We start from the raw sequence: 14,707 nt of genomic DNA, 5'->3' as shown, positions 1-14,707 counted from the left end.
GACACGATGACCCATCCCGTCATGCATGGAATGCGCGCGCTGCGGGCGGTGGCCGGCCGGGAAATTTGCAAGTTCTTCCGCCAGCCGGGCCGGCTGTTCTCGTCGCTGGTGCGGCCCTTGCTGTGGTTCCTGGTGTTTGCCGCCGGCTTCCAGAACGTCTTCGGGGTAGCCATCATCCCGCCTTACGAGACCTATATCGAATACAAGGTCTACATGGCGCCCGGGTTGATCGCCATGATCGCGCTGTTCAACGGCATGCAGTCCTCGCTGGCGATGGTGTACGACCGCGAGATGGGCGTGATGCGGCTGTTGCTTACGGCGCCGTTGCCGCGCGGCTGGCTGCTGGCCTGCAAGCTGTTGGGCGGCACGCTGCTGTCCTTGCTGCAGATGGCGGCTTTCCTGCTGGTGGCGATATGCTTCGGCGTGACGTTCGCGTGGCAGGATCTGCCGGGGGCGTTCGCGGTGATGGCGCTGGCAGCGCTGATGCTGGGCGCGATCGGCCTGCTGCTGTCGGTGCATGTGCGCCAGCTGGAGAACTTTGCCGGCACCATGAATTTCGTGATCTTCCCGATGTTCTTTATCAGCTCGGCACTATACCCGCTCTGGAAGCTGGAGGAATCCGGCGCCACTATCGTGTACCAGCTGGCGCGCTTCAATCCGTTCACGCACGCGGTCGAGGCCATCCGCTTCGCGCTGTACGGCCAGGCGCAGTGGACCAGCCTGGCGGTGGTGGCGGGCGGCGCGGCAGTGTTCTTCACGCTCGCGCTGCTGGGCTACGATCCGCAGCGCGGCGTGGCGCGGGCCGCGCGCGCTAGCGGTCCGGCCCGCTGAAGCGGCGCGATGCCGCGTCGGCGCGAAACACCAGCGGCACTTCGTGCGGCGCTGCTGGCGGCCCGCTTTGGGCGGCAAGGCGCCCATGCATGACTACGTTGCGCACGGTGGCATGATCCGGCGACTTGTCGCAAACGGGATCTGTTCGGTTGGCATCGCCGGTCAGCAGCCAGGCCTGGCAACGGCAGCCGCCGAGATCGATCTCCTTTTCATCGCATGAGCGGCACGGCTCGGGCATCCATGCCGTGCCGCGAAAGCGCTGGAAGGCATCGCTGTGGTACCAGATATCGCGCAGCGATTGCGTGCGCACGTTCGGCAGGACGAGGCCGGGCAGCATGCGCGCGGCGTGGCAGGGCAGGGCGGCGCCGTCGGGCGCAATCCCGAGAAACACCGAGCCCCAGCCATTCATGCATTTCTTGGGCCGCTGCTCGAAATAGTCCGGCACCACGAACAGGATGCGGCAGCGCTTGCCGATCCTGGCGCGGTAGGACTCCACCACCGACTCGGCCTCGCGCAGCTGCTCCTCGGTCGGCATCAGCGCCAGCCTGTTCTCCCAGGCCCAGCCGTAGAACTGCGTATTGGCCAGCTCCAGGTATTCGGCGCCCATTTCCAGCGCCATCTCGATGATGGTGCCGACATGGGCGAGGTTGTGCCGGTGCAGCACGCAGTTGAGCACCATTGGGTAGCCGTGCGCCTTGATCAGCTTCGCCACCCGTTGCTTCAGGTCGAAGGTGCGGGTGCTCGACAGGAAGTCGTTCATTTCCCGCGTGGAGTCCTGGAACGAGAGCTGGACATGGTCGAGCCCGGCCACGCGCAGCGCGCGCAGGCGCGCGTCGGTCAGGCCCACGCCGGAGGTGATCAGGTTGGTGTAGAAGCCCAATTGCCGGGCATGGCCCACCAGGTCTTCGAGGTCGTCGCGCACCAGTGGCTCGCCGCCGGAAAAACCAAGCTGGGCGGCGCCGAGCGCGCGCGCTTCCTCCAGTACCCGGCGCCACTGCGCCGTGTCCAGTTCCTGGCCATGGCGCACGTAGTCGACCGGGTTGTAGCAAAAGGCGCAGTGCAGCGGGCAGCGGTAGGTCAGCTCCGCCAGCAACCACAGAGGCGGACCCACCGTGGCGGTGGGCAGGCCCGGCTCAGACGAGCCAGCCGCGTTCGCAGGCATGTTTGACAAAGGTGTGTACCTCGGTGGCAATGCCCTGCACGCCGAAGGACGTCTGGAGTTCGTCGATCAGCATGTCGAGCGTATGGGTGCCGTCGCAGCGCTGCAGGATGGCGGCCGCGCTGTCGTTCAGCTTGACCATGCCTTCAGGATAGAGCAGCACCCAGGCTTTCTGGGCCTCTTCCCACTGCAGGCGGTAGAGCGGGTCCAGCCGCGGCGTGGCGGCTACGGTGTCGGGCTTGGCAGGGGAGTTCATACGGGATACGCCTTTTCGATGGCGTCCAGCATCGACCATAGGATGTCGAGCTTGAACTGCAGGATTTCCGTGGCGCGCTGCTGTTCGGCCGGCGTGCGGAAATAGTCCAGCGTGACGCGCAGGCCATGGTCGACATCGCGCTGCGCCAGCGGGATGCGCGAACGGAAATAGCTGAGTCCCTCTGCGTCGATCCACGGGTAATGCTCCGGCCAGCCGGCCAGCCGTTCCTTGTGGATGGCGGGGGCGAACATCTCGGTGAGCGACGAGCACACCGCTTCCTGCCACGGCGCACGCCGCGCGAAGTTGACGTAAGCGTCCACCGCGAAGCGCACCCCGGGCAGCACCAGTTGCTGGGACCACAGCGCCTCGCGCGTCAGCCCCACGGCTTGGCCGAGGCGGCTCCAGGCTTCGATGCCGCCGGGCTCGGTGGCGGTGCCGTCGTGGTCGAGAATGCGGATCACCCACTCGCGCCGCGTTTCGCGTTCGGGGCAATTCGAGAGGATGGCGGCGTCCTTGAGCGGGATATTGATCTGGTAGTAGAAGCGGTTGGCTACCCAGCCCTGGATCTGTTCGCGTGAGCATTGCCCGCTCGCCATGCGCCGGTTGAAGGGGTGATGGATGTGGTAGCGCGATTCCAGAGCGCGTAGCCGCGCTTCGAAGGCCGCGCGCTCGCCGTCGGGAATCGCTGGCGGGACGGGTTGGGGGTGTGGTACGGGCATCACAGGGCGATCTCCATGCCGTCATAGGCCACCTCGATCCCGTGCGCGGCCAGTTCGCTGCGCGGCTGCGAGTCTTCCACCAGGATCGGGTTGGTGTTGTTGATATGAATCAGGATCTTGCGTGCCGCTGGCGCTTCGTCCAGCGCGGCAATCATGCCGTGCGGGCCGGACTGCGCCAGGTGGCCCATATCGCGGGCCAGTTTGGACGACAGGCCGAGCCGCCGCATTTCATCGTCGGTCCAGAAGGTGCCATCGACCAGGATCACGTCGGCCTGGGCCAGCTCCGCGCGCACATGCGGCTCGATGCTGCCCAGCCCGGGCGCATAGAACACGCGCTTGCCGCTGGCGCAGACGATGCGCAGGCCGATATTGTCGCCATGCTGCGGCGCGGCGCGGTTGGGGGAGTAGGGCGGCGGCTTGCTGTCCAGCGCGATGGCGTGCAAGGTGAGCCCCGCGAGCGGCGGCACGGTGAAGGGGCTTGCGTCCAGGGGCAGCGGATGGGTTTCCAGGTTGCAGTAGTGGGACAGGATGCGGGACAACGGAAAACCTTCGCTCAGGTCCTTCAGCACCGGGGCCGTGGCGTAGACCGGCAGCGCGCTACTGTGCTCGCGCAGCATCAGCAGGCCAGTGACATGGTCGATCTGCGCGTCCATCAGCAAGACGGCGGCGATCCCGGTGTCGCGCGCCGCGCGGGCCGGCTGTAGCGCCGGGGTGGCGCGGATCTGCGCCAGGATGTCGGGCGAGGCGTTGACCAGCAACCATTGCACGCCGTCCTCGGATAGCGCGATCGAGGATTGCGTACGTGCGGTGGCGGCAATGGTGCCGCGACGCAGCCCGTCGCAGTTGAAGCAGTTGCAGTTCCATTGGGGAAAGCCGCCGCCGGCAGCCGATCCCAGTACCCGAAGTGTTGTCATGGCCTGGTGTTTGTCCAGTCAGGGCCAAGGAAAAAGCCCGCCGGCCGGCGGGCTTTCCCGGATTCCAGCCGTCCGCCCAGTCAGCGGTTGGCAATGTACATGGTGATCTCGAATCCGAACCGCATATCGACGTATGCGGGAGTAGTCCAGGTCATTGGCGGCTCCTTTCAGGATGGGGTAGGCAAGTACAGCATAGTCCATGCAAAGGTAACGGCGAAGCTTGCTTGCCGTCGGCATCGGTGCTGCAACAAGCATGCCCGGCCGCCGCCGCCGACCGTTGGGCGAAGCCAATTGCCGTGCAGCCTCTTGCCTGGTTCCGTCTAGCAGGCCAGGCGGGCATCATGCTGCTCCGCAGCATTGCATAACGCCCCGCCTGAGGCTCTCGGTCAGTGCTCGCGGGAGCGGGCAAAGTGTCACGCCATTGCCACAGCGCGGGCCGGATGTGCAACAGGCTGCCTGCCTACATCCGGTACACAACCCCGACCCAGGCGCTGCGCGGCGCGCCGGGTGCGACGAACAGCGCGCTGGCGTTGTCTTCCGGCGTCACGTGCGGGCGCAGCAAGTTGCCGTTGGGAAACAGGTCGTTGGAGATCTGGCCGTAGGTCTCGTAACGGCGGTCGAACAGGTTGGCCACGCGCGCGTAGATCTCGAAATGCTTGTTGACGCGGTAGGACGCCCGCAGGTTCACCGTGGCGTACCCGGGCGTGCTCCAGTCCGCGTACTTGGGCGCCTTGCCGGGCTGCGGGTCGGCGCGCAGGCCGTCTTCGTTGCCGTTTGTGGGGCTGCTGGACACGCCGACCAGGTCGGCGCCCAGGGTCAGGCCGGCCAGCGCCTGCCAGTCCACGCCCAGCTTGATCGTGTGCCGCGGCACGCCGGCCCGGCGCATGCCCGGCTTGACGTCGATGGTGCGCTCTCCCACCGCGAGCCGCCCGTTGGCCTGGTAGGTGGCCTGCAGATAGCTGTAGCCCAGGCGCAGCGTGAAGTCGCCCAGGCGCTGCCGCGCGGAGAGGTCGAAGCCCTGGTTGCGGGTCCGGTCGAAGTTGGCGAAGTAGCCCTGCTGGGTGTTGGGGGCACGCAGGAACAGGATGTCGTCGTGGTTGTCGATGCGGTAGAACGTGCCGGACACCTCGGTGTCCTTCGACGGGCGCCAGCGCGCACCCGCCTCGTAGGAATGCGACACGACCTGCTTGAGGTAGGGGTCGGCCTGCAGGCCGGCGGGCAGGCGGCAGGGCTGGGCCGGATCGGCGCAGCCCAGCTCCAGCACCGTGGGCACCCGGTTGTTCTGGGCGTAGCCGCCGAACACCGAGACCCCGCCGCCCAGCTTTTGCGTCAGGCCCAGCGCGGGGTTGAGCCGGCGGTAGGTGAAGCTCTCCTGCGGCTGCTCGCTGCCGTCGCTGTTGCGCAGCGTATTGCTCACGGTGACGTGGTTCCACCTGGCCGAGGCGGTGAGGAAGGTGCTGGGCGTAAGGGACCAGGTATCGGAGAGATACAGGCCAATCGCGCGCGAGGTGCCACTGACGCCGGAGAACAGTGCATTGGGCGCGTTCGGGTCGGCGACCACGCCGCGGTCGTCGGTGAAGGTGGCGAGCTGCTCGTACTGCGAGTAGGTCAGGCGGCTGCGGTCGAAGGTCAGCCCGGCGTTGAGCAGGTGGTGCTCGGTTTCTTTGGCGGCACCGAGCGCCACGCCGATGGATTGCTGCCACATATGCGTGGTGTTGAGCACGGCCGGGTCCAGCGCGGCGCCTTCGGCCCGGGTGAAGCCGCAGCGGGACTTGCGCGGGCTGCCGTCGGCGTTGAAGCCGTCTTCGCAGTCTTCCGTGTAAGCGTCGTAATCGGGGTTGATGTCGCCGTTGGTGGTGTCACGGCGGCTGGTGCGCACGTAAGCGAGCATGGCGGCGCTGGTCTTGTCGTCGATCCAGTGGCGGCCGTTGAGGGCTACCTGGGTGACTTGGTTGCGGGTCTTGTCCGGGTAGGTGTATGCGGCGGCGCGGTTGTTTTCGTACAGGCCGGGCAGCAGGGCATTGCCGCTCGCGCGGTAGCTCGGCACCAGGCCGTTGCCGATCAGGGTGCTGCGCCCGTGCAGCAGGGACACGTCCCAGCTGGTAGTGTCGCTGGCATGCCCGGCCTTGACGAACAGGTTGCCGAGCCGGCCTTCGGAATGATCGCGCCAGCCGTGTTCCTGGAACAGGGTGCCGGCGGCGAAGGCGTGCCAGCCGCTGTCGCTGCGGATGCCGCCCGACAGGTCGGCGCGCTTGCGGTTGCCGCTGCCATAGGAGAGATCGGCGGTCAGGCCCGGTGAAGTCAGGCCCGAGCGGGTGGTCATGGCCAGCGCGCCGCCGAGCGTGTTCAGGCCGTAGGCGGGGTTGGCGCTGGAGACCAGCGAGACGCTATCGAGCGCGGCCTCGGGGATCATGTCCCAGCTGACCACGTCGCCAAAGGGCTCGTTGACGCGGATGCCGTCGAGGTAGATTGACAGGCCTTGGGATGCGCCGGGGATGGGCGAGGCGCGAAATCCGCGGTAGGTGAGGTCGGACTGGAAGGGGCTGCCCTGGATGTCGTTGACATTGACGCCGGTGAAGTAGCGTGCCAGATATTCGGCGAGGGTGCCGGTACGTTTGCCGTTCAGGTCGTCGCCGCTAGCCGTCTGCACGGTGTACGGCACCAGGTCGCGGTCCACGCCGATGCCGGGCAGCGGCGCGGCGGCCACGATCTGGACTTCGGGCAGCATGGCGCCATCCCCGATCGTGCCGGTATTGCCTGCATTGCTGGTGGGCACCGAGGTGACAGTTTGTACCGGAAACGGCATTGCATCGCGCGGCGCGGTGTTCGCCGCCACCGCCGCCACCGCCGCCACCGCCGCCACCGCCGCCACCGCCGGCGCTGCAGGCACGAAATTCGCTGAAGCGGCATGGTCCGCCTGGGCTGATGCCGCACCGGCCGCAAGCGGGAAGCATAGCCGGACGACCGCGCGTGCCAGCGTGGTGCGGCGCAAACCCGGAATCTTTCGCGGGGGCGGGTGGCGTGGGCGGCGTGGTGGTCTTGGGGCAAGGGGCATGGTGGGTCTCCTCATATTGTTATCTGGGCATCCGCTCCTGCTCAAGCAGGTCCCATACCTCCATAGCCGGGAAAAAATCCCGATTTGATTGAGAGCGAGGCATGGGCAAGACAGGGAATGCAAGGAGACGGGAGCCATGGAGATGTCAAGCCTGCTGATGCGCCGCGCCGCGTGGGTGACCCTACTCGGCTTGTGCTGTGCCCTGCTGGCGGCACTCTGGCAAGCGCAGCGCAATGTGCGGCACGAGGGCGTCGGCGCGCTGCGCACCGCCGAGCTGATGGCCCACCTGGCGGCGCTGCAGGGTGGCGGGCAGGGCGGCGCCGGCGCACGCCTGGACGCCCTGCGGCGCATCAACGCCTCGGGGGAGCTGCGTCACCTGCAACTGCTGCTCAAGGATGGCGAAGGCCGCGTGCTGGTGGCCCCGGCGCAGGACGAGGCCGTGCCGGCGCCGTTCCAGGCCTTGCGCTGGGTCCAGGCCCGGTGGCAAGGTGCGGCCGCCGCACCGGCCCAGACCTGGCGCATCGCGCGCGGCGATGGCGGCGACTGGCAGGCCAGCCTGGTATGGAACCCGCTCAGCGAGCAGCGCGAAGCCTTCGGCGACATCGTCGGTGTGCTGGCGCTGCTATGCGTGTTCAGCGCCATGATGCTGGGCGGCATCTGCTGGGTGGTGCGGCGCGCGCTGGCGCCGCTGCGCGACATCCTCCATGCGATCTCGCGTTATGAGCGCAGCGACTACGCGCACCGCCTGCCCGCCATGCCGACGCGCGAGCTGGATGCGATAGCACGGGCGCTGAACCACCTGGCCGGCGCGCTTGCGCACACGCAGGCGACGCGCCGTGCGCTCAGCCTGCGTGTGTTGACCCTGCAGGAGCAGGAACGCGCGCGGCTGGCCCGGGAATTGCACGACGAGTTCGGGCAGGTGCTGACCGCGATGCGTGCCGACACGGCCTACATGGCGCGCAAGACGCGCGCCGACCCGGCCTTGAACGCGGTGGCGCAGGATCTGGCCAAGCACTGCGAGCGCATCCACCTGGACGTGCGCGACCTGCTGCGCGGGCTGCGCCCGCACGGCTCGCAGCCGGGCGGCGGACCGGTGCCGCTGGCGCGCATGCTGGGCGAGCTGGTGGAGGGCTGGCGCGGGCAGGCGGGCAGGCACACTGCCTTTGCGTTGCGGCTGGACCTGGGTGGCGCCGGCTTGCCGGACGAACTCGCCCTGTCGCTCTATCGGATGACGCAGGAGGCGCTGACCAACGTCGTGCGCCACGCGTGGGCGAGCCAGGCAACGGTGTCGTTGCGGGCCGACGGCGCGGGCACGGTGGATTGGTCGGTGGAAGACGACGGCGTCGGCATGGCTGCCGCCTCGCCATCGGCGCGCCAGGGCCACGGACTTGACGGCCTGCGCGAGCGCGTATGGGCGCATGGCGCGGAGATCGAGATCAGCGAGTCGGCACCCGGCGCCGATCGGCCCGGCCTGCGGCTTGCGGCGCGCTTCTGCCTGGCTGGCGCAGGCGGGCCGGCGGAACTGGCGAATCATGACGACTGGGCGCAGGAGGCCTGAAGGCATGGCGACATGGTGATGGCATCCATCCGGGTGGCGCTCGCGGACGACCACGCCGTGGTGCGCACCGGCTATCGGCGTTTGCTGGAACTGGAAGCGGGCATCGAAGTCGTGGCAGAGTTCGGCGACACCGACGTCGCCTACGGCTGGCTGACGCAGCACGAAGCCGAGGTGCTGATCCTCGACCTGTCGATGCCGGGCCGTGGCGGGCTGGAAACCCTGCAAAGGCTGGGCAGCCGCCTGCCCGGCTTGCGCGTGCTGGTGTTCAGCATGCACGACAGCCCCGCGCTGGTGGCGCAGGCGCTGAAGGCCGGTGCGCGCGGCTACCTGACCAAGAGCAGCCCGCCCGAGGACCTGGTCGATGCCGTGCGGCTGGTCATGCGCGGGGAGCGGCCCCTGTCGGACGATGTCAGGCAGGCCCTGGGGCACATCGGCGGGCAACAGGAAGAGGTGCCTCACCTTGGCTTGTCGCCGCGGGAGTTCGATGTGTTCCGGTTGCTGGCAAAGGGAAAACAGGTGGATGAGATTGCCGGCCAGCTATTCCTTAGCATCAAGACCGTGGCCAATTATCAGACCATGCTGCGCAAGAAGATGGGGCTTGGCAATACGCTGGAGATGCATCGCTACGCGCGGCAGCACGGCTTGCTTTAGCGCCTGGTCACGCACCGATGTCCTCCCGTAATAGCCGACAACCCGCTCCGGCACAGATTGCTGCACGCTGCAACAAAGTGCTCCACCTGTTCCAACGCGTTTGACCCCCTGCGTACTGCATGTCTTCCGTCCGATCGCGCCGCGTCAACCGGCACCCAGGTTCCGCCACGCTCCTGGCATGGCTTGTGCTGAAGTCCGCTGACCAGCCGGCGTCGTTCCAGGCCGCATTGCATCCAGAGGACCCAATGACAGCAGACGAGAAGCTCCAGGACTGGCGCGACAGCGCCCGGCGCGTGGAGCGCGAGGTGGCCAAGGCGGTGCTCGGCCAGCCGCAGGTCATCCGCCTGATCAACGTTGCGCTGTTCGCGCGCGGCCACGTACTGCTGGAGGGCGACGTCGGCGTGGGCAAGACCACGGTGCTGCGCGCCTTTGCCCGCGCCATCGGCGGTGAATTCGAGCGCGTGGAAGGGACCATCGACCTGATGCCTGGCGACCTGGTGTATCACAGTTACGTGGACGCGCAGAGCAAGCCGCGCATCGACCCCGGCCCGCTGCTGCGCCACGGCGAAAGGCTTACCACGTTCTTCTTCAATGAGATCAACCGCGCCCGGCCGCAGGTCYAGTCGTTGTTGCTGCGGGCGATGGCGGAGCGCTCGGTGTCGGCCTTCAACCGCGAGTACTGCTTCCCCCATATGACGGTGTTCGCCGACCGCAACAAGGTCGAGAAGGAGGAGACCTTCGAGCTGGCCTCGGCCGCCCGCGACCGCTTCATGTTCGAGCTGAACATTGCCACGCCCGCCGATCCCGCCGTGCGCCGCGCGCTGGTCTTCGATGCGGTCTACCACGATACCGAGTCCTTGCTGGAGCAGGTCGCGCCGGATGTACTGCCTTGGGCGCAACTCAACGAGATTGCCGCGATCATCCAGCGCGGCATACAAGCCAGCGAGACCATCGAACGCTATGTGCTGCAACTGTGGGAGGCCACCGAGACGCCGCAGCGTTTCGGCATACGCCTGGACGGCGTCGACATGGAGCGCCTGATTCTTGCGGGCGCCAGCCCGCGCGGCATGAGCGCCCTGATGAGGGCAGCGCGCGTGGTGGCATGGATGGCGGGCCGCACGCACCTCGTGCCCGAAGACATCCATGCCGTGTTGCCTTCGGCGCTCGGCCACCGCGTGTTCTTCACGCCGGTGTACGAACTGCGCCGGGCGGAACTGTCCGACGCGCTGGTGCGGCAGATCATGGGCACCATTGCCGCGCCATGATGCGAACGACGCGAACGTGGCCATGACCAGCCTGCGCGAATTCCACTATCGGCTGCCCGCCCGCGCGGGTGGATTCCGGCCGGGGTCCCACCTGGGAACCAGCCTCGGCCACGGGCAGGAATTTGCCGCGCACATGCGCCTGCTCGACAATCCGGACCCGCGGCGGATCGACCTGCGCGCCAGTCTGCGCAACCTGCGGCAGGAATGGCTGGTGCGCGCCCACCGGCAGCGTGTCAGCGTGCCCGTGCATGCCGTGGTCGACGTGTCGGCCTCGATGCGATTCGGGGCACATGCCAGCAAGCTGCACGTCGTGGCGGATTTCCTAGAAGGGTTGGGGCATAGCGCCTTTCGCGCCGGTGACCCGGTGGGCATGCTGGCATTCGACGCGGTGGAGCGCACCGACCTGTTCGTGCCGGCGCGGCACAGCCGTGGCGCCGGCTATGCCATGTCGGCGATGCTGCGGGAGTTCGCGAGCGCAGGCGCTTCGGCCTGCGCGGGTGGTGCCGAAGGGCTCTCGCAAGCGGCGCAGCGCTTAGCGGATCGGCAGGGACTGATTTTCCTGGTCTCAGACTTTCACTGGGCGCTTGAAGCACTGGACGGCGTTCTCGACCTGCTGGCGCAGGCGTACGTGGTGCCAATGATTACCTGGGACCCTGCTGAAACCGAGCCGCCGCCGGGCAACGCGCTGCTGGCCGTGCGCGATGCCGAGACCGGCCGCCGGCGCACGCTGTGGGTAGGCAAGGCGCTGCGCGCCCAGTGGCGCGACACGGTGGCTCGGCGGCGCGCCCGGCTTGACGCCCTGTTCCTTGCGCGAGGGCTGCGGCCCATCCATCTGCACGGGGCATTCGAGGCCGAGGCCCTGTCCCGTTATTTTCTCGAGGCCGTGGCATGACGCATCGCCAGCACCTCCTTCCCAGGCTTGCCGGCGCGGCTTGCGCGGCAACGAGTGCCGCCGTGCTGGTCCTTCCCGCAGCCTGGGCGCAGGGAAAAGCGGCCACCGTGGTCGTGCAGCAGCCACGCGCCTTTGGCTACGTGCTTGGCGACGTAGTCACGCAGCGCATCCTGCTGCCCGCCGACGGCACCGCCGTCGCGCCCGCGGCGCTGCCACGCGCGGAGCGCATCGGCGGATGGCTGGAACGGCGTCCGATCCAGTGGGAGACCGATCCTGACGGCCGCCGCTGGCTGCGCGTGAGCTACCAGATCGTCAATGCGCCGCAAACGCTGACCGCGATCGCGCTGCCTGCCTTGTCGCTGCCCATGAGCACGGGTCCGGCGCTGAAGACCAGCGCGCACCTGATCAGCGTCGGCCCGCTGACGCCGCAGGCCGTGCTCGGCAAAGGCGGCCTGCTCGAAATGCGTCCCGACCGGGCCGTGCCTGCGTTGCCAACCGAGCCGATTGCGCGGCGGATGCGGCTGTCGCTCGCCGCGCTGGCGGCCACCCTGGCCGCCTGGCTGGGCTGGTGGGCCTGGCGCAACCGGCGCGAATCCAGGCAACTGCCTTTGGCGCGGGCATGGCGCAGGATGCGCAGTCTCGACCCCAGCCAGGCCGAGGCCTGGCTATGCCTGCACCAGGCCCTGAACGAGACCGCCGGAACGGTCCTGCGTGCGGCAGCGCTCCCCGGGCTGCTGGCGCGGGCACCGCATCTGCAACCCCTGCGCGCGCGGCTCCAGCATTTCCTTGCCCACTCGGATCAGCGGTTCTTCTCGGGCGAGCCCGACGGCGAGCCATTTCCGTTGCGCGCGCTCTGCCGCGACCTCTATCTTGCCGAGAAGCGTGCCCGGCCATGACGATTCCCTTTGACTTCGTCCATCCGTGGGTATTGGCGCTGCTGCCGCTGGCCCTGTTGCCGCTGCTGCGCCGGCGCGGCGACACGCTGTCTTTTCCCTGCGTGGCGTGGCTGCCGCCGGATCGCATCGGCCGCGTCGCCGGCGCGCTGGAGCGGGGCCTTGCCGTGATCGCCATGGCAGGCATCATCGTCGGCCTGGCCAGCCCAGGCCGCTCGGAAACGCAGGTGGCGCGGACCGGGCACGGCGCGGAGATCCTGATCCTGCTGGACCGCAGCGGCAGCATGAATTCCGTCATCGTAGCCAAGGGCGAGCAGGCCGCGCTGCGCACGCAGGGAGACACCAAGGGCGATGTCGCGCGCGAGCTGCTCACGCGCTTCGTCGCGCAGCGGCCCGATGACCGCTATGCCTTCATGATGTTCAGCACCAGCCCCTTGCGTGTGCTGCCGTTCACCGAGCGCAAGCAGGCGATCCAGGCCGGCATCGCGGCCACCCGCATCGGCCGGGGGCTGATGAACACCGATATCGGCAGGGCGGTGCTGGCAGCGATCGCCGAGTTCGACGCGCGCCCTTACTCCGGCAGCCGCATCATCCTGATGGTGTCGGACGGCGGCGCGCAGCTCGATGCCGGCACGCGCAAGCGTATCGAGGCCGGCCTGGCCCGCAACCGCATTGCGTTGTACTGGATCTACCTGCGCACCGGCATCAGTCCAAGCCTGCACGCCGATGTCCCGGACGACAGCCCGGCACAGGAGATCGCACTGCACCGTTTCTTCCAGAGCATGGCCACGCCATATCGCGCGTACGAGGCCGAGGACGCCAGTGCCATGGCCGCCGCCATTGCTGAAGTCGGCCGCCAGCAGAACCTGCCGCTGTCGTTCACGGAGCGCGTGCCGCGCAAGGATGGCAGCGCCTACGTCTTTGGCGCGGCGCTGGTTTGCTGCGCGCTGCTGCTTGGATACCGATGCCTGCAATTGCGGAGCTGGACATGAGGCGACGCACCATCCATCTGGCGTTTGCCGTGGCGGCGGTTGCCTTCGGCGCGCTCGCGGCCGCCCAGGCCGTGCAGCTGCGCAAGGCGGCCCGGATCAACCAGGCCGTGGCATCGGCAAAGGCGAACGCCAGCGCCGCCGCCGAGGTGCCCGAGGCCAGGCTGGCGCAGGCCAGCGCGCTGGCCGAGGCCGGCCAGCATGACGCGGCCCTGACGGTCTACAACAGCCTGATCCAGCGCGGCCGCACCGATGCGCTCGGGCAGACGGCGCTGTTCAACCTGGGCAATATGTTCCTGCGCAATGCGCGCGAGACCGCCGCGAACGATGCCTTCCAGGCGCAGGCGCTGGTGGAGCTTGCCAAAGCGCGCTACCGCGATCTGCTGCGCGCCGATCCCGGCGACTGGGATGCCCGCTACAACCTCGAGCGCGCGCTCTGGCTGGCCCCCGAGGCGCAGGATGTGTTCGGCGCCGAGACCGACGACATGCCCAAGGAGCTGCTGCGCATCAAGGTGCCGGGCCTGCCACCGGGAGACCTGCCTTGACGCTGCGCACGCTGGCTGGCCGCTTCTTCGCGCGGGAAAACGGGCCGCTGGCGGTGACGTTGCTGCTGCTGGTGGCCGCGGTCTGGATGCCGCCGCTGACCCTGCCGCGCGGCACCTTCCGCTATATGGTCACCTTCGACGTAACGCAAAGCATGAATGTCGAGGACATGGGAAGCCCCGCGGCGCCCGTGAGCCGCCTGGCGTACGCGCGCGGCGCCATGCGCGAGTCTCTCAAGCACTTGCCCTGCGGCTCTGAAGTGGGCTGGGCCGTGTTTGCCGACTATCGCGCGCTCCCCCTGCTGACGCCGCTTGAGGTCTGCGCCAATTACGATGCCTTGCTGTCGTCGCTGGATCGCATCGACAGCCGCATGGCCTGGGTCAATGCGAGCAGCATCACGAAGGGGCTTTACTGGACGCTGCGCACGGGCAAGAGCATGGGTGACGGCACCCGCGTCGTCTTCATCACCGATGGCCACGAGTCGCCCCCGCTCCGGCCGTCGGAGCACTCCATGTTGAATGTCACGCCAGGCGAGACCGCCGGCTGGCTGTTCGGGGTAGGGGGCGACACGCCGATGCCCATTCCCAAGTCCGACCCGGATGGCAACCGCATCGGCTACTGGCGCGCCGACGAGGTCGTGCAGCTCGGCGCAGTATCCGGTGGCGTGGCGCCGGCGCAAAGCCAGGAACATCTTTCCGCCTTGCATGAAGCGCATCTGCAAGCGCTGGCCAGGCAGACGGGCCTTGGCTACCGCCGCGTCGCCGCGCCCGGGGCATTGACCAGCGCGCTGCTCGACGGGCGCCTGGCGCATCGGCAGCCGGTCAGGACCGATCTGCGCTGGCTGCCGGCCGTGCTTGCCCTGTTGTTGCTGACCTGGCATCTTCTGCCAGCGCGCGGGCGCCTGCCTCTGCGCCGCCTCTTCGGGCAAGGCAAGCCGGAGGCTTCGCCCTGATATCCTCCTCCGAATGACAACTACGGCTGC

The 14,707-nt window shown here is 68.2% G+C and carries 15 protein-coding genes; 9 read left to right on the top strand and 6 right to left on the bottom strand.

Annotation, left to right across the window (positions count from 1 at the left end):
• Positions 1-6: 6 nt before the first annotated feature.
• Positions 7-831: an ABC transporter permease gene (locus tag AB4061_RS09235; protein ID WP_441632981.1), complete on the top strand. Its 825-nt coding sequence runs from the start codon at positions 7-9 to the stop codon at positions 829-831.
• Here AB4061_RS09235 and pqqE read toward each other — a convergent pair.
• The 6 genes from pqqE to AB4061_RS09205 form a co-directional block, all read right to left on the bottom strand.
• Positions 812-1,993 carry a pyrroloquinoline quinone biosynthesis protein PqqE gene (gene pqqE, locus AB4061_RS09230; protein WP_441632979.1) on the bottom strand — a complete coding sequence of 394 codons (1,182 nt, stop codon included), beginning with the start codon at positions 1,991-1,993 and terminating at the stop codon, positions 812-814. The genes AB4061_RS09235 and pqqE overlap by 20 nt on opposite strands.
• A complete protein-coding gene (pqqD, locus tag AB4061_RS09225; protein ID WP_441632977.1) occupies positions 1,965-2,246 on the bottom strand; it encodes a pyrroloquinoline quinone biosynthesis peptide chaperone PqqD in 282 nt (93 codons plus the stop codon). The genes pqqE and pqqD overlap by 29 nt, the downstream gene beginning before the upstream one ends.
• The gene (gene pqqC, locus AB4061_RS09220; RefSeq protein ID WP_441632975.1) at positions 2,243-2,965 is read right to left on the bottom strand and encodes a pyrroloquinoline-quinone synthase PqqC; all 723 of its coding nucleotides are present in this window, start codon (positions 2,963-2,965) and stop codon (positions 2,243-2,245) included. Before pqqC ends, pqqD begins: the two co-directional genes overlap by 4 nt.
• Positions 2,965-3,879: a pyrroloquinoline quinone biosynthesis protein PqqB gene (gene pqqB / locus AB4061_RS09215; protein WP_441632973.1), complete on the bottom strand. Its 915-nt coding sequence runs from the start codon at positions 3,877-3,879 to the stop codon at positions 2,965-2,967. Before pqqB ends, pqqC begins: the two co-directional genes overlap by 1 nt.
• Positions 3,880-3,959: 80 nt before the next feature.
• The gene (gene pqqA, locus AB4061_RS09210) at positions 3,960-4,034 is read right to left on the bottom strand and encodes a pyrroloquinoline quinone precursor peptide PqqA (RefSeq protein ID WP_441633184.1); all 75 of its coding nucleotides are present in this window, start codon (positions 4,032-4,034) and stop codon (positions 3,960-3,962) included.
• Positions 4,035-4,339: 305 nt separating this feature from the next.
• Positions 4,340-6,769 (bottom strand): TonB-dependent receptor, encoded by a 2,430-nt coding sequence (locus AB4061_RS09205; protein WP_441632971.1) that lies wholly within the window; start codon positions 6,767-6,769, stop codon positions 4,340-4,342.
• 301 nt (positions 6,770-7,070) lie between these two features.
• Between AB4061_RS09205 and AB4061_RS09200 the strand changes: the two genes are divergently transcribed.
• The 8 genes from AB4061_RS09200 (at position 7,071) to AB4061_RS09165 (ending at position 14,677) form a co-directional block, all read left to right on the top strand.
• On the top strand, positions 7,071-8,492 hold the full coding sequence (locus AB4061_RS09200; protein WP_441632969.1) for a HAMP domain-containing sensor histidine kinase: 1,422 nt from the start codon (positions 7,071-7,073) through the stop codon (positions 8,490-8,492).
• A gap of 12 nt (positions 8,493-8,504) precedes the next feature.
• Positions 8,505-9,143 carry a response regulator gene (locus tag AB4061_RS09195; RefSeq protein ID WP_441632967.1) on the top strand — a complete coding sequence of 213 codons (639 nt, stop codon included), beginning with the start codon at positions 8,505-8,507 and terminating at the stop codon, positions 9,141-9,143.
• A 245-nt stretch (positions 9,144-9,388) separates the two neighbouring features.
• Positions 9,389-10,408, top strand: coding sequence for an AAA family ATPase (locus AB4061_RS09190; RefSeq protein ID WP_441632965.1), 1,020 nt, complete (start codon positions 9,389-9,391; stop codon positions 10,406-10,408).
• Between the two features lie 22 nt (positions 10,409-10,430).
• On the top strand, positions 10,431-11,300 hold the full coding sequence (locus AB4061_RS09185) for a DUF58 domain-containing protein (RefSeq protein WP_441632963.1): 870 nt from the start codon (positions 10,431-10,433) through the stop codon (positions 11,298-11,300).
• Positions 11,297-12,196 (top strand): calcium incorporation protein MxaA, encoded by a 900-nt coding sequence (locus AB4061_RS09180; RefSeq protein WP_441632962.1) that lies wholly within the window; start codon positions 11,297-11,299, stop codon positions 12,194-12,196. The genes AB4061_RS09185 and AB4061_RS09180 overlap by 4 nt, the downstream gene beginning before the upstream one ends.
• Positions 12,193-13,185, top strand: coding sequence for a vWA domain-containing protein (locus AB4061_RS09175; protein WP_441632960.1), 993 nt, complete (start codon positions 12,193-12,195; stop codon positions 13,183-13,185). Before AB4061_RS09180 ends, AB4061_RS09175 begins: the two co-directional genes overlap by 4 nt.
• On the top strand, positions 13,182-13,727 hold the full coding sequence (locus AB4061_RS09170; RefSeq protein WP_441632958.1) for an MxaK protein: 546 nt from the start codon (positions 13,182-13,184) through the stop codon (positions 13,725-13,727). Before AB4061_RS09175 ends, AB4061_RS09170 begins: the two co-directional genes overlap by 4 nt.
• Positions 13,724-14,677, top strand: coding sequence for an MxaL protein (locus tag AB4061_RS09165; protein WP_441632956.1), 954 nt, complete (start codon positions 13,724-13,726; stop codon positions 14,675-14,677). Before AB4061_RS09170 ends, AB4061_RS09165 begins: the two co-directional genes overlap by 4 nt.
• The last annotated feature ends 30 nt before the right edge of the window (positions 14,678-14,707 follow it).

Source organism: Cupriavidus sp. YAF13 (genome assembly GCF_052113425.1).
Classification (GTDB): Bacteria; Pseudomonadota; Gammaproteobacteria; order Burkholderiales; family Burkholderiaceae; genus Cupriavidus.
Note: the sequence above shows the minus strand (reverse complement) of the source record. Positions and strands in the feature narration are given on the sequence as shown.

Excerpts from the sequence above, each read along its gene's own strand:
- AB4061_RS09185 (WP_441632963.1), top strand. The coding sequence starts at position 10,431 with ATGACCAGCCTGCGCGAATTCCACTATCGGCTGCCCGCCCGCGCGGGT.
- AB4061_RS09180 (WP_441632962.1), top strand. The coding sequence starts at position 11,297 with ATGACGCATCGCCAGCACCTCCTTCCCAGGCTTGCCGGCGCGGCTTGC.
- pqqD (WP_441632977.1), bottom strand. The coding sequence starts at position 2,246 with ATGAACTCCCCTGCCAAGCCCGACACCGTAGCCGCCACGCCGCGGCTG.
- pqqC (WP_441632975.1), bottom strand. The coding sequence starts at position 2,965 with ATGCCCGTACCACACCCCCAACCCGTCCCGCCAGCGATTCCCGACGGC.
- pqqE (WP_441632979.1), bottom strand. The coding sequence starts at position 1,993 with ATGCCTGCGAACGCGGCTGGCTCGTCTGAGCCGGGCCTGCCCACCGCC.
- AB4061_RS09195 (WP_441632967.1), top strand. The coding sequence starts at position 8,505 with ATGGTGATGGCATCCATCCGGGTGGCGCTCGCGGACGACCACGCCGTG.
- pqqB (WP_441632973.1), bottom strand. The coding sequence starts at position 3,879 with ATGACAACACTTCGGGTACTGGGATCGGCTGCCGGCGGCGGCTTTCCC.
- AB4061_RS09175 (WP_441632960.1), top strand. The coding sequence starts at position 12,193 with ATGACGATTCCCTTTGACTTCGTCCATCCGTGGGTATTGGCGCTGCTG.
- AB4061_RS09170 (WP_441632958.1), top strand. The coding sequence starts at position 13,182 with ATGAGGCGACGCACCATCCATCTGGCGTTTGCCGTGGCGGCGGTTGCC.
- AB4061_RS09200 (WP_441632969.1), top strand. The coding sequence starts at position 7,071 with ATGGAGATGTCAAGCCTGCTGATGCGCCGCGCCGCGTGGGTGACCCTA.
- AB4061_RS09235 (WP_441632981.1), top strand. The coding sequence starts at position 7 with ATGACCCATCCCGTCATGCATGGAATGCGCGCGCTGCGGGCGGTGGCC.